At 65.4% G+C, this 19,953-nt stretch carries 15 protein-coding genes and 1 pseudogene; 2 read left to right on the plus strand and 14 right to left on the minus strand.

Annotated elements, in window-relative coordinates:
* Nucleotides 1-20: 20 nt before the first annotated feature.
* From NMB40_RS08795 to NMB40_RS08820, 6 genes are all read right to left on the minus strand, one after another.
* A complete protein-coding gene (locus tag NMB40_RS08795; RefSeq protein WP_494360716.1) occupies nucleotides 21-563 on the minus strand; it encodes a hypothetical protein in 543 nt (180 codons plus the stop codon).
* A gap of 219 nt (nucleotides 564-782) precedes the next feature.
* A complete protein-coding gene (locus NMB40_RS08800) occupies nucleotides 783-2,168 on the minus strand; it encodes an NAD-dependent succinate-semialdehyde dehydrogenase (protein ID WP_494360717.1) in 1,386 nt (461 codons plus the stop codon).
* A gap of 172 nt (nucleotides 2,169-2,340) precedes the next feature.
* The gene (locus tag NMB40_RS08805) at nucleotides 2,341-3,000 is read right to left on the minus strand and encodes a hypothetical protein (RefSeq protein ID WP_494360718.1); all 660 of its coding nucleotides are present in this window, start codon (nucleotides 2,998-3,000) and stop codon (nucleotides 2,341-2,343) included.
* Nucleotides 3,001-3,064: 64 nt separating this feature from the next.
* Nucleotides 3,065-3,349: a hypothetical protein gene (locus NMB40_RS08810; protein WP_494360719.1), complete on the minus strand. Its 285-nt coding sequence runs from the start codon at nucleotides 3,347-3,349 to the stop codon at nucleotides 3,065-3,067.
* A 61-nt stretch (nucleotides 3,350-3,410) separates the two neighbouring features.
* Nucleotides 3,411-4,838 (minus strand): MFS transporter, encoded by a 1,428-nt coding sequence (locus NMB40_RS08815; protein WP_494360720.1) that lies wholly within the window; start codon nucleotides 4,836-4,838, stop codon nucleotides 3,411-3,413.
* Between the two features lie 15 nt (nucleotides 4,839-4,853).
* Entirely contained in the window at nucleotides 4,854-5,600 is a 747-nt protein-coding gene (locus NMB40_RS08820) for an SDR family oxidoreductase (protein ID WP_494360721.1), read from the minus strand.
* A gap of 101 nt (nucleotides 5,601-5,701) precedes the next feature.
* Between NMB40_RS08820 and NMB40_RS08825 the strand changes: the two genes are divergently transcribed.
* Complete coding sequence (locus NMB40_RS08825) at nucleotides 5,702-6,562, plus strand: LysR family transcriptional regulator (protein WP_494360722.1); 861 nt, start codon at nucleotides 5,702-5,704, stop codon at nucleotides 6,560-6,562.
* A gap of 237 nt (nucleotides 6,563-6,799) precedes the next feature.
* On the opposite strand, the gene NMB40_RS08830 is transcribed toward NMB40_RS08825, so the two are convergent.
* Both NMB40_RS08830 and NMB40_RS08835 read right to left on the minus strand, forming a co-directional pair.
* Complete coding sequence (locus NMB40_RS08830) at nucleotides 6,800-8,737, minus strand: hypothetical protein (RefSeq protein WP_494360723.1); 1,938 nt, start codon at nucleotides 8,735-8,737, stop codon at nucleotides 6,800-6,802.
* 121 nt (nucleotides 8,738-8,858) lie between these two features.
* Complete coding sequence (locus tag NMB40_RS08835) at nucleotides 8,859-9,302, minus strand: RidA family protein (protein WP_494360724.1); 444 nt, start codon at nucleotides 9,300-9,302, stop codon at nucleotides 8,859-8,861.
* Between the two features lie 223 nt (nucleotides 9,303-9,525).
* Here NMB40_RS08835 and NMB40_RS08840 point away from each other — a divergent pair, with 223 nt between their 5' ends.
* Nucleotides 9,526-10,053: a DUF6622 family protein gene (locus NMB40_RS08840; RefSeq protein ID WP_494360725.1), complete on the plus strand. Its 528-nt coding sequence runs from the start codon at nucleotides 9,526-9,528 to the stop codon at nucleotides 10,051-10,053.
* A gap of 285 nt (nucleotides 10,054-10,338) precedes the next feature.
* On the opposite strand, the gene NMB40_RS08845 is transcribed toward NMB40_RS08840, so the two are convergent.
* From NMB40_RS08845 to NMB40_RS08870, 6 genes and pseudogenes are all read right to left on the minus strand, one after another.
* Nucleotides 10,339-11,181, minus strand: coding sequence for an aldose epimerase family protein (locus tag NMB40_RS08845; protein ID WP_494360726.1), 843 nt, complete (start codon nucleotides 11,179-11,181; stop codon nucleotides 10,339-10,341).
* Nucleotides 11,171-12,187, minus strand: coding sequence for a glycoside hydrolase family 43 protein (locus NMB40_RS08850; protein ID WP_494361057.1), 1,017 nt, complete (start codon nucleotides 12,185-12,187; stop codon nucleotides 11,171-11,173). Before NMB40_RS08850 ends, NMB40_RS08845 begins: the two co-directional genes overlap by 11 nt.
* A pseudogene (locus tag NMB40_RS08855) lies at nucleotides 12,173-13,633 on the minus strand (MFS transporter); the annotation flags it as partial. The pseudogene NMB40_RS08855 and the gene NMB40_RS08850, both read right to left, overlap by 15 nt.
* On the minus strand, nucleotides 13,620-16,292 hold the full coding sequence (locus NMB40_RS08860) for a glycoside hydrolase family 3 protein (RefSeq protein WP_494360727.1): 2,673 nt from the start codon (nucleotides 16,290-16,292) through the stop codon (nucleotides 13,620-13,622). The pseudogene NMB40_RS08855 and the gene NMB40_RS08860, both read right to left, overlap by 14 nt.
* Nucleotides 16,289-17,977, minus strand: a complete 1,689-nt coding sequence (locus tag NMB40_RS08865; RefSeq protein ID WP_494360728.1) for a glycoside hydrolase family 43 protein — start codon at nucleotides 17,975-17,977, stop codon at nucleotides 16,289-16,291. Before NMB40_RS08865 ends, NMB40_RS08860 begins: the two co-directional genes overlap by 4 nt.
* Nucleotides 17,977-19,932 (minus strand): sialate O-acetylesterase, encoded by a 1,956-nt coding sequence (locus tag NMB40_RS08870; RefSeq protein WP_494360729.1) that lies wholly within the window; start codon nucleotides 19,930-19,932, stop codon nucleotides 17,977-17,979. The genes NMB40_RS08865 and NMB40_RS08870 overlap by 1 nt, the downstream gene beginning before the upstream one ends.
* Between the last annotated feature and the right edge of the window lie 21 nt (nucleotides 19,933-19,953).

Genomic DNA, 19,953 nt, shown 5'->3' on the forward strand with positions numbered 1-19,953 from the left:
GTGCCGAGGTGGCTTCGCGTCTACTGGGTGTAGTACAGGCACCCTGCCACGGCGGACGGTCCATGATCGGCGTCGATACGCGAGGTTATCAATGCCTTCACCTCGATGCCATCCCCTTCGGCTTCCGGCGTTGACTCAACAATGCGCATCCGGGCAGGACCGCCCTGCCTCATCTCCGGTTCAATGCCCATGGACTTGGCGAGGTCTGCGCCGATGGCTGGGTCATCGAAGGTGGCGACTACGGAACTGCGCGACAGTATCAAGCGCCTGGTCGGATGGCCGAAAATGAGCACGGGTTCGGTGAGCTGCATTTCCGCCAGGACACCGGCAATGTTGCCCAGCGCCATGCCGTATTCCCCCGCTTCGCGGGCCACCGGTTGCCAGCCTGCCGAGGGCTCGCGGCTGGATGCGACGTCGCGTAGCTCATAGGCCAATGTACGGAACGCTGCGCGGTCGGCCTTGCAGGTCGCGAGGGCTACGGCGCGGTTGATTTGTTCCTGATTGGGGGCGGGGTGCCGGGCTGGTTCTGCCGCTGACGCCATGGGTGCCAGGGCTAGTGCCATGCCAATGAGACCGAGGGACTTACACCATTCGCTTGCGATCAATTTGTAATGCTCTCTTCCTGGGGCAGCCACGCATGGCGTGGCACTACGCTTCTTCGTGCACCGGTCATTGAGCGCGGTGCACACGATTGTAAGCGCTTCTGGCACCTTGCCGAACGCGTCACTTCACGTGAGCGCGTTCGGTGCCGCAGAGCCGGTTGTTGGCGCCGCGGTCAACTGTCAAGCGGCAGCCGGAATCTTGATCGACTTGACGTTGACGAACTCCTTCAACCCTTCCGGGCCGTGCTCGCGGCCGTAGCCCGAGGCCTTCACCCCACCGAAGGGCAGCGCCGGGGAGGCAACGTCGAAGGTGTTGATGAAGACCATCCCGGTATCGAAGTACTTGGTGGCCAGCTCGCGGGCGCGCTTCACGTCGCGGCTGAAGATGCCGCCGCCGAGGCCATAGCGGCTGTCATTGGCAATGCGCAGCGCATCCTCATCGTCCTTGGCGCGGATGATGGCCGCCGCAGGGCCGAACAGCTCATCGTCGTACGCCACCTGCCCCGGTGCCACGTCGGCCAGTACGGTGGCCGGATAGAACCAGCCGGTGCGCTCTGGCACCTCGCCGCCCACCAGCAGGCGGGCGCCTTGCGAGACACTTTTTGTGACCTGTTCGTGCAGCTTGTCACGCTGCGCCTCGGAGACCAGCGGGCCCAGCTGCGTATCGGCGGCGTTGGGGTCGCCCATCTTGATCGCCTTGAACTTGCTGGCGTAGGCACTGACGAAGGCGTCGTAGTTCTTCTGAGTCACGATGAAGCGCTTGGCGTTGACGCAGGTCTGGCCATTGTTGAACAGACGTCCTTTGACGCAGGTCTCCACAGCCAGATCAAGATCGGCATCGTCCAGGACGAGGTAGGCGTCGTTGGAGCCCAGCTCCAGCACCGTCTTCTTGAGCGCGGCGCCCGCCTTGGCTGCCACGGTGCGCCCTGCGGTCTCGCTGCCGGTCAGGGTCACGGCCCGGACGAGGTCGTTCTCCACGATGGCGTTGGACTGGTCATGGGTGATCAACAGCACGCCGAACAGGCCCTTGGGCAGTCCGGCACTCTCGTAGATATCACGGAGCAGCAGACCGCTGCCGGTGCAGCTCTCCGCGTGCTTGAGCAGCACGCCGTTGCCTGCCATCAGGCTGGCGATGGAGTAGCGGATCGCCTGGTAGGCCGGGAAGTTCCAGGGCTGGATGCCGTACACGACGCCGATTGGCGAATGGGTCACTATGCCGGTCGCGCCTTCTACATCGCGCTCTTCGTCAGCCAACACTGCAGGGCCCTGCTTGGCGTTGTAGTCACAGATGGCGGCGCACAGTTCCACCTCGGTGCGGCTGTCTTCAATGAGCTTGCCGACCTCGCGGGTCATGAGCTGGGCGAACTCTTCCTTGCGCTCGCGGAGCGCTTTGGCGATGGCGGAAACCACCTTAGCCCGTTCGTCCAGAGAGCGCAGGCGCCATTCCAGGAAGGCGGTGTGGCTGGATTCGACTACGGCTGCGGCTTCGTCGTCTGACATGTACGAATAAGTGGCAATCACTTCTTCGGTCAGTGGATTGATCGTCGTGAGCTGCTTGTTGGTCATGGAGAGCCTGCACTTCGTGGGGGAAGATGTGGGTGCAAGAGCGTTGCATCGTCACGGTTCCCACGTAGTGAAGTCTTGGGCGGTGTGCATCACCTGGGATTCACTGCATCAGGCAGTGGACCGCATGGCGCCGCGTTGTGGCGGTGCCAGGTATGCTGACCAGACAGCGCGTCTAGCGACGTCCTTCGGGGCGGGCCGCCTGCTGCTCGGCAAGAGTCGCTCGCTCCACGGCACGGTCCGCCAGCTCTTGGTCGCGCCTGACCATCTCCAGTATCGAATCCAGCTGCGGAACACCGGGCTCCCGATTGAAGAACAGCCCAAGCGCTGATTCGCGTGTGCGGTAGGTTACGTCGAAGCCAGTGATCGTAATGCCACCCAGAGAGGCGTCGCAATCCTCGATGCGGACCGGTCCGCGCTCAGTCTTCAGTACGACAGAGAGGAGCGTGCAGACAGGTTGGCGCGAGCGGGCTGATGGTTGGTGTCTGGCGCTGTACACCACGGTACCGGTTCGGGTGTGCGCGACGCCCGCCACGGAGGCCAGGGTCATGCCCGCGCCGTAGACCGTGAACAGCCATCCGGCCACCAGTGCCATGGGGAAGACTATCCATAGTGGGGCGAGTTCCGAGCGCACCTTTCTGTGCCTGCCTTGAAGCGGCGAGTGGACCTGTTCGGGTCTGGGCTGTGCCTTTACCGCCCACAAAGCCAGTGCCACTGCGACGACGCAGGCGGCGTACAGCAACCCTGTGCTGGGTTGAAAGTCCGAATAGGCGAGGCCGATCAGGCCAAGTACGCCGGCGATCTCGAGTAGCAACTCAACCAGTGTTCCGCGCATCGTTGCGATCCTCAGCTACCCGACAACGTTTCGTTCGGGGTCATGCGTTACCGGGTGTTGATGGTCAGCTGAGGAGTCTATGCCACCAGCGGCTGACTCCGCATACGGCAAAGAAGTACAGCCATGCGAGCGGGAGCGGTACCATCAGCCATGCCATGGCAAGCATCCAGGCCGGACTGCCGGTGAACGTTCCCTTTTCCGAGTCGTTCAGCAGGACTCCGAGCAGTGCCATCAAGGTAAGCACGGAAAACATGTTGCACATGAGGAACAGCATGGTGCGGTTGAAGATTCGCCAGCTACCCATCAGGGCATACCTGGAGCGCAGGCATCGGGTTTCGATTTGGGTCATGCGTTACCGTGCCGATGATCTTTATGGGCAGTCGCTTGGGAACCGACCCTACCCTCCGGCGTCATGCCCGGCCCGGAGCGGTAGCGGCAAGCCTGCTGCAGAGAATCGCCGCAGTTCCCATCGCCATGCCGATCATCAGGCAGGCGACCGCGAAGCCTGATCTGACTTCGTCGGCACTTGCTCCGTCAGGTGCGAGCGAGAAGAAGACCCCGCCCACCAACGCGACTGAGAGTGCAGCGCCAAGTTGCATCGCGGCGCTGACACTGCCCGCTGCCAGGCCTGCCCAACGAGGGTCCACCCGATCAACGTTCAGTCGCACGAGCGCAGGGAGCGCAATGCCCTGGCCGATACCGATGAGAAACAGGGGGAGATGGAGCAGGAACGGCTTGCCCGTCGCCGCCAACCCAGCCGCCAGGAGCAGGCCCGCGACTTCCAGGCTCATACCTAATGCAGCAGCGTTTGAGCCCAACCATCGCGAGAGCCTGAGCCCGCACGTGGGCCCCAACAACTGTCCGATCCCGAGCGGAAGAATTGCGAGCCCCGCTGCCAGTGCATTCCGGCCCAGCCCTGCCTGCTGGTAGACCGCGAAGGTTAGGAAGAACGCTGCGAGCGCGTAGAACATCACCGCTGCCAGCAGGCCAAGTCGGAAGCCGGGGGCTGCCGTTATGACCGAGGGAGGCACCAATGCGGAAACGCCTGTTCGTTCCCGGTGCTTTTCGTAACGCCAGAAGGCGGTGAGGAACGCGGGGCTCAGCATCAGCAGCACCAAGCTCCACCACGGCCAGCCATGCTCGCGGCCTTCAATCAGCGGAATCACCAGCGCCAGCACGCCCAACGCCAGCAGCAATGCACCGGGGTAATCCATGCCCTCCCCTGTCGCCCCTTTTGTTTCGCGCACCAGGATCAGTGCGGCAGGTACGGCCAGCACGATGACGGGGAGGTTGATAAGGAAGACGCCGCGCCAGCCCGTATGCCAGAGATCCGTCGACACCAGCACGCCCCCCAGCAGCTGGCCGCCCACGGCAGCCAACCCGAATGTGGCGGCATACAGACTGAGCGCCCGGCCTTTCTCATTCGCGGGGAATAGTGCATGGATGGACGCGAGGGACTGCGGTGCCATTACAGCGGCCGAGATGCCCTGCAGCAGCCGGCCAATGACCAGCACGGCGGCCGAGTCGGCAAGGCCACAGATGCAGGACGCCAGCCCGAACCCCAGCATGCCCGCTACAAAGGTGCGGCGACGTCCGTAGATGTCACCCAGACGGCCACCAAGGATGAGGGTGACGGCGTACGCCATCGCATACACGGACACCACCAGCTGTGCGACATCTGCCGATGCGTACAGGTCTGCACGGATCGACGGCAATGTCACATTGACAATGAAAAAGTCGAGCGGCGGTAGCAGCGTGCCGGTCAGAAGCACGGCAAGGGCCGGCCAGCGGCGCGGGTCCGTGGCACGCGCATCCGGATCGAGGGTCAAGGACTTCATGGTCGGGCCCGCCGATCAGCGCATGCCACCCGAGGCAATGACGTGCTCGCCCGTTACCCAGCCAGCATCGCCGGATGCAAGGAACGAAACGATCGACGCGATTTCTTCGACCTGGCCGATCCGACCAAGCGGCGTCTGCTGCTCGTTCCACGCCTGGAACGCCGAGCCCATCACGCCATTGGCGTGGGTACCGTCGGTCTCGATCAGGCCCGGGTTCACGGAATTGACGCGGATTCCCCGCGGCCCCAGCTCGCGCGAGAGGACGCCGGTGATGGCGTCGATGGCGCCCTTGGTGCCGCTGTAGATCGCGCTCTCGGCCGGCAGGACCCGGGTAACGAAAGAGCTGATGTTGATGATGCTCCCGCCCTGCCCCAAGTGCGGAACGGCCGCGCCAGCGACGAGGAGCGGGCCAAGGACATTCAGGTCGAACTGCTGGCGATACAGGGTTTCGGTGGTGTCCTCGATCCTTGCGAACTGATAGATGCCTGCATTGTTGACCACGATGTCCAGCGTGCCGAAACGTTCGATGGTGGACTGGATGAGGGCATCCACCTCCGATTTGCTGCGAACGTCGGCGCGTACCGCTATCGCCATTCCGCCGGCGGCCTCGATCTCGGTGACCAGCGCTTCGGCCTCGCGTTCGCTGGAGGTGTAGTTGACCACCACCTTCACCCCGTCGCTGGCCAAGCGGCGGGCAATGCCTGCGCCGATACCTTTGGATGCGCCGGTGACGAGTGCGACCTTGTTGTTCAGCTTGTTCATGTTGTGCAGCCCGGGTTGATTGCAGGGCGGGCATGGTCGCTTCAACAGGATTGTTTGTGGACTGGCATTGCTGCATATTCCGCGTACATATTTGAACGGGCGTGCTTGGGGTGGAATGGAGTGACATCCGGATCTTTCTCGCGGTCGTGCGCGGAAAATCACTCGGCGAGGCTGCCCGCAGCCTTGGCGTGAGCCACCCCACGGTGGGCCGGCGGATCAAGGCGCTCGAGGATGAGGCCGAGCAGCCGCTCTTTCGTCGAACTAAAGACGGGCTTGTGCTTACGGACGCCGGGGACGCGGTGCTTTCCCTGGCTGAGTCCATGGAGGAATCCGCGCTTTCCATGGAGCGGCGCCTGGCGGGCAACCACGAACGGCTTGAAGGCATCCTGCGGATATCCTCGGCGGACTGGTTCGCCGCCTACGTCCTGGCCCCGGTTTTCGTTGAACTCGGGCGGCTTCACCCTGCCGTGGTGCCTGAGGTCATCGCGAGCTATCGGCTTCTTGACCTGTCCCGTCGCGAGGCTGATGTTGCCTTCCGCATCGTTCCGTTCAGTGAACCGGACATCGTCCAGCGTCGTCTGATGAGCATGCCTTACGGTCTCTATGGCTCGGCGGAGACCGTGCGCGCGGTGAGCGACGACCCGCAATCGGTGCGGCTGATTCTGATGAATTCAGCCCAGGCCCACTTCCCGGATGTCACCTGGCTGCTGGATCGATTTCCGCAGTCAAAACGCGCCTTCACCAGTACCAGCCGCAGCGTTCAGGCGCAGATGTGCCTTCGCGGCCATGGTGTTGCGGTGCTGCCGCGACCGTTGGCTGAGGGCGTGCAGGGGCTGCATCGGATTGAGCTGCTCGGGGAGCCGCCAAGCAGGGACGTGTGGGTGGGGTATCACCAGGATCTTCGGCACATGGATCGGCTGCGGGCGCTGCTTGATATCGCCGAGAAGGTGTTGCCGCGATAGGTAGTTGGAAACAAATCTACCGCGAGGTGGCCATCGGTAGGGTTGCATCCCAATCAACCGCCGGGGGGGTGATCACTCTTTAGGGCATGACCTCGAACGCGAGTAGCGCTTTTCGGTTTGAGGTCATGCGTTACCGCGCCGATTACCGTTATCGGCGGTCGTTTGGGAACCGACCCTACCCTGCCCCGGACGTTTCGGGGAGTGGCGATTCAATCGCGCCAGCTCGCCGCGTCGGTGTCAGTTGGTGCGGGTCGCGGCCATTGCGGCGCGGATGTCATCCGGGATCGGGCAATCGGTGCCTTGGCGTCGCGCGGGCCCGATGAGTGGTTCGATCACAGCGCCTTCGGTCTCCCTTGAGCCGCGTTGGCAGTGGAGTGACAGGAACAGGGTGCGGCCGTTGCGGTCTACCCATTGTTGGCCGAGGTACTCCCCGTCCGGCCTTTCAATGGTTGGGCCGATCAGCTCGGTCAGCGACCCTTGATTGGGTAAGCTGCGGAGGATGGGGCTGTCGTTCATTGAGGCATTGAGCCAGCTGGCGATGACCGAGCCATCCATGCGATGCAGGGTCGTGATCATGCCTGGCGCGTCTTTGGCGAGGTAGTGGGATGTCCACAGGCGGTCTTCGCCCCAAGGAGTGATCGCGGTGTAGCGAGCTGGCAGCCGCTCGATCCCGTCAGCATCGATGAAGCCGTAGTAGCCATCGCGCAGGAATACGACGCCACCGGGCAGCAGCGCATGCGCAGATTCGATGGCTTCGCCCACGAAGCGCTCGCGCTTTACGTGATACAGGCGAGATCCCTCCGCGTCGCTGCGTGCGAGCAGCAATTCGCCATCAGCACTGACCTGATCGATCCAGGTGCCCTTCGGCAGCAGGTGTTGGCCAAGCGCGGCGTCGAGCCAGAGCCGTGGCTGGGATTCGCCGTCCAGCGTGCCGAAAAAGCCTGTGGCCTCTGCGCTCAGTTGGCTAATCGGCGGTGTCTGGACCAGCAGCTTTCCCCTGCAGTCCACCAGGGTTTCCTGCCCGTCTTCCGCTATCGCCTGCCGCAGCTCGGGGCGCCCTTCGACCCCCTTCCACGCGTAGGCGGTGAATGGCCCCAGAATTTGGCCATTCGCATCAACCAACTTGTCACCGGCGTCGCCCATGCGCGCGCGCCATATGCCTGGGCAGACCTCCTCGCCGGAAGTCGCACCAGCGATTGCCAGGAAGCGCCCATCCGGGTTCATGAGGCCGTGCACGGCGTCGGCTTCATCCGCGAAGATGCCTTCTGCGTCTTCGCGGATGACGTGGTATTCCGTTGCCCAGCGCGGCCAGCCGCCCAGGTCTTCAGAGGCGGGGCTGCGCGACCGCGCCGAAGAGTAGCCCACCACGTAGATGCGCGTGCGGTCACCGGTCAGTTGGCCGCCCGTATCCAGCCGGCGCCATGCCCTGCCCTGCAGTCCCAGCCAGCCGCCGTTGTTGAGCGGGATCAGGTTGTCGATGTGCTCGGTCCACAGCGTCTTTCCTGCCTCATCGCGCAGCGCGCAGGGCGTGCCTGGGTTTAGGTCGCAGACCAGGTATTGCGTGCGTTCCGGGAACGGACCGGCGGCCCGGAGTTCGCCTTGGGCCAGCTGCATGCGCAGCTGCCCACGGGCATCGAAAATGCGTTCGCCCGCTTCCCGCGAGCGCCAGCTGTAGCGTTGCGGGTGCGCCGTGATGGCCCACTCGCCGCTGCCTGGCTGCCAGTCGATGAAGGTGCTTCCATCGGCCCGCAACAGGCCGGTTCCTGCCCTGGACCAGGTACTGAACAGAGAGGTTAGGTCCGGGTCGTCCGGGTGACGTTCGAATGCCGCGTCGGATCGGAGCTCGACATACGGGCTCTTCAATGAGACCCGGCCCGTGTCATCGAACCACACGCTGCTGCTTCTCTCGAAATCCACGACGAGCCAGCGATTGGGGGCAACCTGTTGCGGCCGCCCCGGCCACTCCTGGATCAGGTGGCCCTGATCGTTGGCGACCAGGCCGCTGTCGAACCCACTAGCCTGCAGGTCGAATGTCTGGGGCGCCTCCGCCCGGGCCGGTGCGATGCCGAGGGCGAGCGCCAGTAGCGCCGGTTGGGCCATGCGCTGGATACGCCTGGTGGAGCCGATCCCTGTGGCGTCGAATCGTTGCGTGGCGTCCGTGTCGTGCTTCGTCATCCGGCCATCTTGAGCGTACTGGAGGGGCGCCTATGGTAGCCGCCAACCTGCGCTTCCCGATGACCGCCAGGTCTCACCTGTTCCGTTTCAGCGTAATGAGAGAATCAACGTATTGGCACGCTCAAGGCTGTACTTCAGCCCGGAACGCGATTTCGATCAACTGTTCTGGGAACGCCAGGGCCGAAACGCCAATCAGGTTGCTCGCTACCTGCGGCACCGGCTGCCCGTATGCCTGGGGACGAACCTTGCCGCTGGCCGCGAAGGCGGCGGGTACGTCAATCACAAACAGGGTCTCTTCGACTACATCGGCCAAGGATCCACCCAGTTCGGCGAGCAGGATCTTCGCATTTTCATACGTGCGCTGCATCTGTGCTTCCATGGTGTGGAAATTTGCCGGCTTCCCGTCCGCGCCCAGCGCGGCGGGTGCCACCAGCTCACCGTCGGGTGTGTGCGACAGCTGGCCAGACACATAGATCGTGTTGTTCACGCGCAACGCCTGCACGTACCCATAAGCCGACTCCCACGGCACGCCGAAGCTGGCGGTTCTGCGGATGGCATTGTTCATCGGATGTCCTCCTGGTGAGGTCCCAATGTAGTAGCGACAACCGCCGCCCGCCTGCCCCAAAAGGGTGAGCGAAGGGGAAGCGATCGCTGTAGCCAGCACCTGCAGCGTGTACTTCCCGATGCCTGACAGCTGTCACTTGTCCGGCTTCGGCGGAAGCCCAGAATGGGCTCATTCCCGCACGGCGCTGCAGTGCCCGAACCCCACCCCAAGCCAAGGACCCTCCATGAACATGCTGCAGCAATTCGCTTCGCACACCCCGCTCTGGGTCTGGGCGCTCCTGATCTTCCTGATCACGCGCGGCGTCGCGGCGATGAAGCCGGGTGAGATCACGCTGGGGCGGCTGGCGGTGGTGCCTGCGCTGTTCACCGCGTGGGGCCTGTGGTCGATCAGTGCGCGTTATGGCACCTCCTGGCAGGCATGGGCACTGTGGCTGGCCGGGATCGGCGCGGGGGCGGGCGTCGGCTGGATGATGCTGCGCCGTGCGACGCTGACCGCGAACCGGGCAACCGGGAAGCTGTGGCGCAGCGCGGACTACAGCCTGCTGCCGCTGTTGCTGGTGACGTTTGCGGTGAAGTACGGGTTTGAATCCGCGCTGGCGATGTCGCCGACGCTTGCTGGGGATGTTGGTTTCCGGGCGGCCTATCTGCTTTTGTCGGGCGGTTTTACGGGGATCTTCATCGGTAAGTACCTCCGGTACGCGGCCGCGTGGCGCCAAGCAACGCCGGGCAGTGACCTTCGGGTTTCGGGCTGAGGCATGCCGGGGATGACCTCGAACGCAGGCGGCGCGGTTTCGATTTCGGGTCATGCGTTACCGTGCCGATCACCGTTATCGGCGGTCGTTTGGGAAGCGACCCTACCCCGCGCGTTCGCACTTCAATGGGCGTTGATTCCGCTGGTAGGGTTGCATCCCGATCAACCGCCGGGGTGGTGAATATCCCTTTGGGGCATGACCTCGAACGGAGGAGGCGCGTTTTCGATTCAAGGTCATGCGTTGCCGTGCCGATCACCGTTATCGGCGGTCGTTTGGGAATCGACCCTACCGGTCCGGGTTCCAGGCGAGATTGAAGGTCAGCTCTAGTTGTTCGCCAGGGTTGAGGCGGTTTGGGGCGAGGGTGAATCCATCGGGTGGGCCGGTCTGGGGTTCTACGCAGGTGGCGTGAGGGGCGGCGTCGTAGACCACCCAGTGGTGGGTGTTGGCTCGCAGCGTCAGACGCTGACCGGCGTAAACCAGCGTTATGTCCTTCTGGTTGATGAAGCAGTCGTCCCATGGGCCGGGGGATGCGCTTACCAATGGCAGACTGGCGATGCCCTCCCCGTCTCGTGGGTACATGGCGTTGGGCGCAAACAGCAATTCATCTGGCTTGCGGAACCACGGGTGCCAGCCGAGTACCGCCGGCATCAGTTGGGTGCCAACCTGCACTGCGAGGCGCAGTTCAAGGCTGTCGGGCGTCAGGTGGATGACCTGGGAGGCAGTACCGCCGAAGGGCCAGTAGCCATCCTCGGGAAGCTGCAGTGAGAGCGTGGCCGTGCCCGCATCCAGGTTATCGATCTGCCAGGGCAATGCGAACCCCACCCCGTGGATGGCGTGTTCGCCGAAGTTCGTGGGCAGCGCATACGCTCTGCCATTAAAGTTGAAACGCCCGTGCCGGATACGCCCTGCCCACGGCACCATCGGGTAGCAGCCCCAAGCGATGGTGGCTGCACCGGCCTGCTGTTCGTCGACCAGCCACTCCACGCCGTCGTAGCGGATACGAGCAATGCGCCCGCCGGCCTCAGGGGCAAGTGCCACCTCCAGCTTGCCCGCCCGCAACCAGTGTAGGTGGCCAGCAGGCAGTGGTGCCTGCGCGTCGTCGAGGGGCAACGGGCTTTCAGTTGCCATAGGGATCAATGGTCCGGATGCTGCCGTCCGCTTCCATGTGCAGCGGGGTGCACTTGACCGAACGCAGGTGGGTCACCCCGCCCGACAACAGGGCGTCGTGATAGAACAGGTACCACTGTCCTTCGACTTCGCAGATGGAGTGGTGCGTGGTCCAGCCCACTACGGGCTTGAGGATCACGCCGCCATAGGTGAACGGACCGTACGGGCTGTCGCCGATGGCGTAGCAGAGCAGATGGGTGTTGCCGGTGGAGTACGACAGGTAATACCTGCCCTGGTACTTGTGCAGCCACGGCCCTTCGAAGAAGCGGCGCTTGTGGTCATCGGCACGCAAGGGGTGGCCGTGTTCGTCCAGGATGACTACTTCCCGAGTGGGCTCGGCCAGCTGGGTCATGCCTGCGTCCAGTCGGCCGACGCGTGGGCCGAGCGCAGGCGCATCGCCAGTGGGTTCTTCGTGCGCTTCGTCGTAGCGGTTGTCGCGGTACTTCTGCAGCTGGCCGCCCCAGATGCCGCCGAAGTACAGGTAATGCGCGCCGTCGTCGTCTGCGTATACGGCCGGGTCGATGGAGTACGTGCCGGCCATGGGCTCGGGTTCTGCGGTGAATGGACCCTCCGGGCGATCGGCCACGGCGACGCCGATGCGGAACCTGCCCTCCCCGTCCTTGGCCGGGAAATAGAGGTAGTAGCGGCCGTCGCGGTGCGCAGCGTCCGGGGCCCACATCTGCTTTGCCGCCCAAGGCACGTCGCGCACATGCAGCGCCATGCCGCAGTCGGTGGCCTCGCCGGTGGGGCTGTCCATGCGCAGGACGTGGTAGTCCTCCATGCCGAAGTGCCCGCCCTCATCGTCGAACGGCGCGCCGGCGTCGATGTCGTGCGAGGGATAGATGTACAGCCGCCCCTCGAACACATGGGCCGACGGATCGGCCGTGTAGATGTGGGTCACCAGCGGCTGGGAGATGGCATGCGCCGCCAGGTGCACAAGGTTGTTGCCCTCGCGGCGCTGCTGCAGGTCCTGCTCGATACGGGTTTCCATGCGCTTGTCGATCTTGTAGAGGAACAGCATCGCCACGGCGATCAGGAACGGAAGGGAGCAGTAGACGCTCACCGTCAGCCGGATACCATTGACCACGCCTTCCGGCTGCTGGTCCGCGCCGGCCTGGTAGCCGTAGTACGCCAGGATGCCGGCGACCAGGGCGCCACCAATGCTGAGCCCGATCTTGAGCCCGCACAGCATCGCGGAAAAGATGATGGCGGTGGCGCGGCGGTTGTTCTTCCATTCGGAGTAATCGGCGACGTCGGCGATCATCGCCCACAGCAACGGAATGGTGATGCCGTAGAAGAAGCCGTGCAGCATGAACGACACGAACGCCACGGACACGGCGGTGGGCGGGAAGAAGTAGAACACCAGCAGGAACACAGTGGAGACCAGCAACGCCCCACCAAACACATCGCGCTTGCCGAAGCGGTCGGCCAGCCGGCGCGAGACCCCGATACCGAGGATCATGCAGATGATGCCGCAGGCGTTGAACAGGCTGAACGCCGAGGTTGCCGGGTCCTCCGGCCAGGCGAAGCCGGACAGCCCCATGCCGTTGAGCGTGGCGTTCAATCCGCCGATGAAGCGGTTGAAGCCGGTGTTGTCGAGAAAGCCCGCAAGAGCAGGCTCGCTCATGTAGTACTGGAAGTAGTAGATGTAGGTGCCGCCCTTCAGGGCCAGGTTGATGAAGACCAGGATCGTGAGGGCCAGCATCACCTGCCACGGGCGGTTGCGCAGCAGGTCGGACAGGTCCTGCAGCACCCCGCCGGTCTGTTCCTTGGCCGGTACGATGCGCTCGCGGGTGGTGGCGAAGGTGATCAGGAAGAACACGGTGCCCACCACCGCGAACACGGTCATCACCCGCTCGAAGCCCAGCACTCGGTCGCCGTCGCCCAGGATCAGCACCAGCGGCAACAGCAGCACCTGGATGATGAACTGCGCGATCATCACCGCCACGAAGCGGTAGGCCGAGAGGCTGTTGCGCTGGGCCATGCTGCCGGTGAGAACGCCGCTGAGCGCGGAGTACGGCAGGTTGTTGGCCGCGTACACCAGCATCAGCAGGCCATAGGTGCCGAGCGCGTAGATGATCTTGCCCTGTGCGCCGAGCTGCGGGGTACTGAAGGCCAGCAGCGACAGCACGCCAAACGGCACCGCCGTCCACAGGATCCACGGCCGGAACTTGCCCCACCGTGTTGCCGTGCGGTCGGCAGCGATGCCGATCAGCGGGGTGAAGACGAACGCGCCGAGCAGACCGATCACGAAGATGATCGTGGCCGCCGTGGCCGGTGGCAGCCGGTACACATCGGTGTAGAAGAACGCCAGGTAGGTGATGAGCGTCTGGAAGATCAGGTTCGCGGCGAGGTCGCCCAGGCTGTAGCCCAGCTTTTCCCGCACCGACAGGACGTGCTCAGTCACGGGCAGCCTCCACGATGAAGCGGGCCTGCACGCGGGCGTCGGCACTGGAGCTGCCTACCCTGACCTCGTATGCACCGGGCGGTACGACATACGCCGCCCGCGCTTCGTCGTACTGGCGCAGGGCCTGCGTTGCGTCCAGATCGAAGGCCACGGTGTGCCGCTCACCCGGCGCCAGCTGGACACGCTGGAAGCCGCGCAGCGCCTGCTCCGCATCACCCGGTCCCGCATCCACCCGCCGCACATACAGCTGCACCACTTCATCGCCTGCGCGCTTGCCGGTGTTGGCCACGTCCACCTGCACCTTGAGCTGCCCGTCAGCGGCGATGCGGGGTGCATCCAGGCGGAGATTGCCGTAGTCGAATGTGGTGTACGACAGGCCGTGCCCGAACGGGTACAGCGGCGTGCCGCGGAAGTAGCGGTAGGTGCGGCCTTCCATCGTGTAGTCGTCGAAGGCCGGCATCGCCTGGTCTGCCTTGTAGAACGTGACCGGCAGCCGCCCGCCGGGGTTGGTGTCACCGAACAGCGCCTGGCCCACGGCGGTGCCGCCGCGTTGCCCGGGGTACCAGCTCATCAGGATCGCGGGAAGGTTGGCCTGGGCCCACTCCACGGCCATCGCGGAGCCGCCGGTGAGCACCATCACCACCGGCTTGCCGGTGGCATGCAGCGCCTCCAGCAGGGCGCGCTGCGGTGCGGGCAGGCGCAGGTCGGTACGGTCGCCGCCGGCGAAGCCCGGGTAGTTGACCTTCATTTCCTCGCCTTCGACATCGCCGGTGAGGCCGCCGACGAACACCACCACATCGGCATTGCGGGCGGCATCCAGTGCGTCTTCGAACGGCGGTTTTGCACCGGGCATGCGCCAGCCCAGCCTTACGCCGGCGTCGCGCTCGGCATCAAAGTACTCCAGCTTCAGGTCGTAGGCCCGGCCGGCCTGCAGGTCCAGGTCCACGCCATCACCGTGCAGGCGGTCGCTGGTGGCCCAGTGGTCCAGCACGCGCTTGCCGTCCACGTAGAGGCGGAAGCCGTCGTCGGCGGCGGCCTCGATGCGGTAACGGCCGGATACTGGCGGCAGCAGCTGGCCGCTCCAGCGGATGCTGAAGTTGTCGTTGGGTATGCCCTGCCCCGGCGCCGCTTCACCACGGGCCAGCAGGTTGTCGGTGGGCGAGCCGCGGTCCCAGCCGAAGCCGATCTGGGCATCGGTACGCACCAGCGCCGGTGTGCCGGAAAGATCGGCGGTGCGGAAGTACTCGCCGCGCAGGCCACGCTCCGGGGAATCGGCTGACGGACGCAGGTAGGCTGCTTCGATCAGCGGGGTCGCGCTGGGATCGTCGCGCCCTTCCACCAGGTCCACGCCGCGCGCGTAGCGTACTTCGACACCTTTCGCCGCATCGCGGATGCCCTGCAGGATCGTCACCGGTGCCGCCGGGGTGCCGAAGTAGTTGCCGAGCAGCGCCATGGTGTCATCGGCGGTGGGGCCGACCACGGCGATACGCTTGAGGTTGCGTGACAGCGGCAGCACGTCATCGTTCTTCAACAGCACCAGCGATTCCTGCGCGGCCTTCAGCGCCAGCGCGTCGTGTGCGGGCGCTTGGTTCACCGCTGCGGGAATCTGCGCCCACTTCACGCGCTCCGGTGGGTCGAACATGCCCAGTCGCATCCGCGCGGTGAACAGCTGGGTCACCGCTTGGTCGATCTCGGCTTCGCTGATCAGGCCCTGCTTCACCGCTGCCGGCAGCGTGGCGTATTCCTGGCCGCACTCCAGCTCGGTGCCGTTCTTCACTGCCAGCGCGGCGGCGGATTCTCGGGTGGGCACGATTTTGTGATGCTTCCAGATATCCACGATGGCCCAGCAGTCCGAGACCACGTAGCCCTTGAAGCCCCAGTCGCGGTGCAGCACGTCGCGCAGCAGGAAGTGGCTGGCGCTGGCGGATTCGCCGTAGACGCGGTTGTAGGCGCCCATCACGGCGTCCACCTGGCCTTCCTTCACCAGTGCCTCGAACGCTGGCAGGTAGGTGTCGTACAGGTCGCGCTTGCTGGGCCGGGCGTCGAAGTGGTGGCGGTCGGCCTCCGGGCCGCTGTGTACGGCCAGGTGCTTGGCGGTGGCGTCGAGCTTGCGGTACACCGGGTCATCGCCCTGCAGGCCGTGCACGAAGGCCACGCCCATGCGCGCGGTGAGGTACGGGTCTTCGCCGTAGGTTTCCTGGCCCCGGCCCCAGCGCGGGTCGCGGAAGATGTTGATGTTGGGCGACCAGAAGGTCAGCCCCTGGTAGCGGCCATGCGAGCCCTCGCGGATGAACTGGTGGTGCTTGGCGCGGGCTTCGTCGCTGATGGTGGTGGCCACCTGCCCCATCAACGGCACGTCGAAGGTGGCGGCCAGGCCGATGGCCTGCGGGAACACGGTGGCCTGCCCTGCCCGGGCCACGCCGTGCAGGCCTTCGTTCCACCAGTCGTACGCCGGTACACCCAGCCGCTCGATGGCGGGCGCGGCGTTCTGCATCTGGGCGGCCTTTTCCTCCAGCGTCATCTGCGCGACCAGCGCGGCGGCGCGGGTCTCGAAGCTGGCCGAGGTGTCGAGCCACGGCTGCGGCGCGGCGGCGTGGCCGACGGTGGCCAGGGTGATGGCGGCGCAGAGCGCCAGCGTGCGGAACAAGGGCCTGCGCGTCATCATTTGCTCCTCAGGGCGCGCTCGTCGCGCGCGAATGGTCCCAGCAGGGCGCCAACGAAGCCGCCTGCACGATCCGTACTCAATACCGTTCCGTCCACGTCATCGGCGAGGGTCTGCGAGCCGTGCCCGTCGCCAGTGTCGAAGGCGAAGGCATAACGTCCTCCGTCCCCTTTTATCTGCAGGCGCAGCGGGGCTGACGCTGCCACTTCGCGCGATGCGAGTGTTTTTGTTGCGCCGCGGCCGTCACGCGCTTCGAGGAAGATCACCACGCGATCTTCGCCAACGCTGCGGACGCCGAGGAAGTACCAGTACGCTTCGCTCTGGAAGGCGGCCAATCCTGCCGCTACGCCTTCTGCTGGCCGCGTCATTTGGGTGCTGGCCTCGAAGCGGAGGTGCTGCTGGCGACGGCCGAGGAACGCGGGGTTGCGTAGCGTGTCGAGGTCCTCCGGCAGCGGGTGCAACGCCAGGGAACCGGGGCGCTCGCGCAGGTCGGCCCAGTCCCGTTTTGGGACGCGCACGCGCAGCCAGTCGTTGCCGAGCGTGGCGGTGTCGAACTCGTTGCGTTCTACGAAGTTGCCGGTGGAAGGGGCTTGTTTTGCCTCGCCCTGCATCCACGATGGCGCCTTGGCCGCGTACGGGATGGTCTGGCCGGCCGGAAGGATCACTGGCCAGCCGTCACGCCATTCCACCGGCAGCAGGTAGGTTTCACGCCCGGTGTTGTAATGGCGGGTGTCGTAGTTGCGGCTGGCCAGGAATACGGCCCACCAGGAGCCGTCCGGGCCTTCCACCAGGTCGGCGTGGCCGGCGTTGGTGATCGGCAGCGGCCGGTCCTGCGGCAGGTCGCGCTGGGTGAGAATCGGGTTGCCGGTGTACGGCACATACGGCCCCCACACTTCGCGGCTGCGCAGCACCACCTGCGAATGCTGCGGGCCGGTGCCGCCTTCGGCGTCGGAGAGGTAGTACCAGCCTTCGTGCTTGTAGATGTGCGGGCCTTCGATCCAGATCGGGTTTTTGGCCGGTTCCACGCCGCCGTCGATCAGCACCTTGCGTGGGCCTACCGGCTTGAAGGACGCCAGATCCAGCTGCTGCATCCAGATGGCGCGGTGACCTTCGTAGCGCGGTGGGCCGGGCGGCACATCGTTGTTGAGCAGGTAGACCTTGCCGTCTTCGTCGAAGAACAGGGACGGGTCGATGCCTTCGATGCCCGGCAGCCAGTGTGGGTCGGACCAGGGGCCGGCCGGATCGCGGGCGGTGGCGATGAAGTTGCCGCCGCTGTCCACTGCCGTGGTGACCACGTAGAACACGCCGTCGTGGAACGAGATTGCCGGCGCGAAGATGCCGCGTGAGACGCTGAGCCCATCGAAGTCCAGCTGCGAGGGGCGGTCGATGACGTTGCCGATCTGCTTCCAGTGCACCAGGTCCACGCTCTCGAACACCGGGATGCCCGGGAAGTAGGTGAAGCTGGAATTGACCAGGTAGAACTTCCCGTTGGCGCTTGTGATGCTCGGGTCCGCGTGGAAACCGGCCAGGATCGGGTTGCGGTAATGGCCGGCGGGCAGCGGCGGCTCGAACGCGGTGTCGTTGCCGGCGTATTCGAACCAGTCGAAGTAGACCGGGGTCGCGGGTGTGGCTGCCTGCACCTGAAGCGCGGCGGACAGCAGCAGGAGCGTGGCAAGCAGCAGGCGCATCAGGGTTCCCCTGCAGGGGTGAGAGCGAGCTCGAACGGACCGGCGGGCGCGCCGCTGCTGTCGCGCAGCGTGCAGATGGGGCCGTCTGCCCAGCAGTAGCGGACGCTGGCGGCGGTTGCGGCCTGCAGGCTGTTCAGCACTACCGCGTTGCCGTCCAGCGTGGCGTCGGCGTAGGTGCAGTGCTTCGCTTCGGCATCGCACAGTTCGAAGCCGATGGGGCCGTTGGCACCCGTTGCGACCAGCGTTCCAGTGACATCGGCGAACGCGATGCGCACCTCCACCCGTGTGCGGGAAACCTTGCCTGCGGTCGGACCGGTGGCCGCTACTGCCCGTTCGCCATAGACCACATGGCGTGCCACCCGCGCCAGACGCCGGCCCAGTTCCTGTTTGTTCGGCGGGTGGATGTCGTAGGCATCGCCGATGTCAATGGCGAGCGCCAGACCGGTATGCGGGTCTTCTGCGGCAACGCGCCGCTGCGCCTCGCGCACCTGCGCCCAGCCGCTTTCCACCGGGCCCACGGGCGGCTGGCCATAGCCGGCCAGCTGCACTACGAGCAGCGGCATTTCCGCGCCGAACTGCCTGCGCCAGTCATTGCGCAGCGTGCGCAGCCGGTCCGCGTAGGCAGCACCATCGCCGGTGTTGGATTCGCCCTGATACCAGAGCGTGCCGCGCAGGCCATAGCTGCCCAAGGGCGCGATCATGCCGTTGTACAGCGTGGAAAGGCCGGTGGCGGCGTGCCAAGGGGCCAGTGGCGGTGCCTGGTTGCCGGGGGCTATGCGGTACAGCCAGGGGGACTCCAGAACGATCCGGGTGCCATCGGCCAGCTGCAGGGCGTGGGCATCCGCGGGGCCGGCCAGTCCGCCGTCGCCCCAGGTGTCGAGCACGTTGACGACCACGCTGTTGATGCCGGCCTTCAGCAGGCCGGGCGGCAGCGGATAGGAGCGCGCATCCCCCGGGGCGTTCTGGCTGCCCACCGCCACGCCGTTGACCCAGGTCACGTCGGTTTCGTCGGCAGGTGCCAGCTCCAGGCGTGCTCCCTGCTCGGCCTGTGCGGCGCTCAGCTTCACCTGCGTGCGGTACCAGACCATGCCGTTGTAAGCCGAGAGCGCCGGTACGCCCCAGCGCTCCCAAGCGCCGAGCTGGGCTGGGGCCTGGCGCCACCCTGTGCGGTCGGCGTCGGGCTGCCAGGGGGCATCGCCGGGCGTGGCGCCGTCGCGCTGCTCCCACCACTGCTGCCAGTGCGTGCCCCAGGCTGCGTTTGCCGCCGCAGGGTCGCTGGCATGCAACGCGAGCACATCCAGGGCTTCGTCCATGCCGCCCTGCGAGCGCAGCGCATCGGCGCTGGTCCACGCCTCTATCCGCGAGCCGCCCCACGCGGACTGGATGAGCCCCATCGGTACGTTGATGGTCTTCCGCAGTTCGCGCGCGAAGTAGTAGCAGGCAGCGGAAAAGTCGCGCACGGTGTCCGGTGTTGCGGGTTGCCAGGAGGCAGGTCCGGCGAACCCCTCCTGGGGCGTCACGGCCGGGGCCTTGGGTACGGTGAACAAACGGATGTCCGGGTGCGTGGACGATGCGATTTCGCTGTCGGCGTTGAGCGCGCGCCGTGCCGGCAGTTCCATGTTGGATTGGCCGGAACACAGCCAGACGTCGCCCATCTGCACGTCGCTCACGGTCTGGTCTGCCTGCCCTGCCCGTACGCGCATTTCATAGGGGCCGCCCGCAGCGATGGGCTTCAATATGATGCGCCAGCGACCCTCTGCATCCGACTGTGCAGTGGCGGTCTGGCGGGCGAACTTCACCGAGACGGTGATGTCCGGGGCGGCATGGCCCCAGACCGCAATCGGCTGGTCGCGCTGCAGGACCGCATGGTCCTGGAACAGCGGGTGCAGCAGTGGCGTCTCGGATTCCTGCGCCATGGCCGGTGCGGCCAAGCACGCCAGAACGCTGCCCAACATCCATCCCATCCTCGGTTTACC

This window comes from Stenotrophomonas sp. FBCC-B152 (genome assembly GCF_059134105.1).

Excerpts from the sequence above, each read along its gene's own strand:
- NMB40_RS08845 (WP_494360726.1), bottom strand. The coding sequence starts at position 11,181 with ATGGCAACTGAAAGCCCGTTGCCCCTCGACGACGCGCAGGCACCACTG.
- NMB40_RS08840 (WP_494360725.1), top strand. The coding sequence starts at position 9,526 with ATGAACATGCTGCAGCAATTCGCTTCGCACACCCCGCTCTGGGTCTGG.
- NMB40_RS08810 (WP_494360719.1), bottom strand. The coding sequence starts at position 3,349 with ATGACCCAAATCGAAACCCGATGCCTGCGCTCCAGGTATGCCCTGATG.
- NMB40_RS08815 (WP_494360720.1), bottom strand. The coding sequence starts at position 4,838 with ATGAAGTCCTTGACCCTCGATCCGGATGCGCGTGCCACGGACCCGCGC.
- NMB40_RS08805 (WP_494360718.1), bottom strand. The coding sequence starts at position 3,000 with ATGCGCGGAACACTGGTTGAGTTGCTACTCGAGATCGCCGGCGTACTT.
- NMB40_RS08835 (WP_494360724.1), bottom strand. The coding sequence starts at position 9,302 with ATGAACAATGCCATCCGCAGAACCGCCAGCTTCGGCGTGCCGTGGGAG.
- NMB40_RS08865 (WP_494360728.1), bottom strand. The coding sequence starts at position 17,977 with ATGCGCCTGCTGCTTGCCACGCTCCTGCTGCTGTCCGCCGCGCTTCAG.
- NMB40_RS08860 (WP_494360727.1), bottom strand. The coding sequence starts at position 16,292 with ATGATGACGCGCAGGCCCTTGTTCCGCACGCTGGCGCTCTGCGCCGCC.
- NMB40_RS08795 (WP_494360716.1), bottom strand. The coding sequence starts at position 563 with ATGGCACTAGCCCTGGCACCCATGGCGTCAGCGGCAGAACCAGCCCGG.
- NMB40_RS08870 (WP_494360729.1), bottom strand. The coding sequence starts at position 19,932 with ATGTTGGGCAGCGTTCTGGCGTGCTTGGCCGCACCGGCCATGGCGCAG.
- NMB40_RS08820 (WP_494360721.1), bottom strand. The coding sequence starts at position 5,600 with ATGAACAAGCTGAACAACAAGGTCGCACTCGTCACCGGCGCATCCAAA.
- NMB40_RS08830 (WP_494360723.1), bottom strand. The coding sequence starts at position 8,737 with ATGACGAAGCACGACACGGACGCCACGCAACGATTCGACGCCACAGGG.
- NMB40_RS08800 (WP_494360717.1), bottom strand. The coding sequence starts at position 2,168 with ATGACCAACAAGCAGCTCACGACGATCAATCCACTGACCGAAGAAGTG.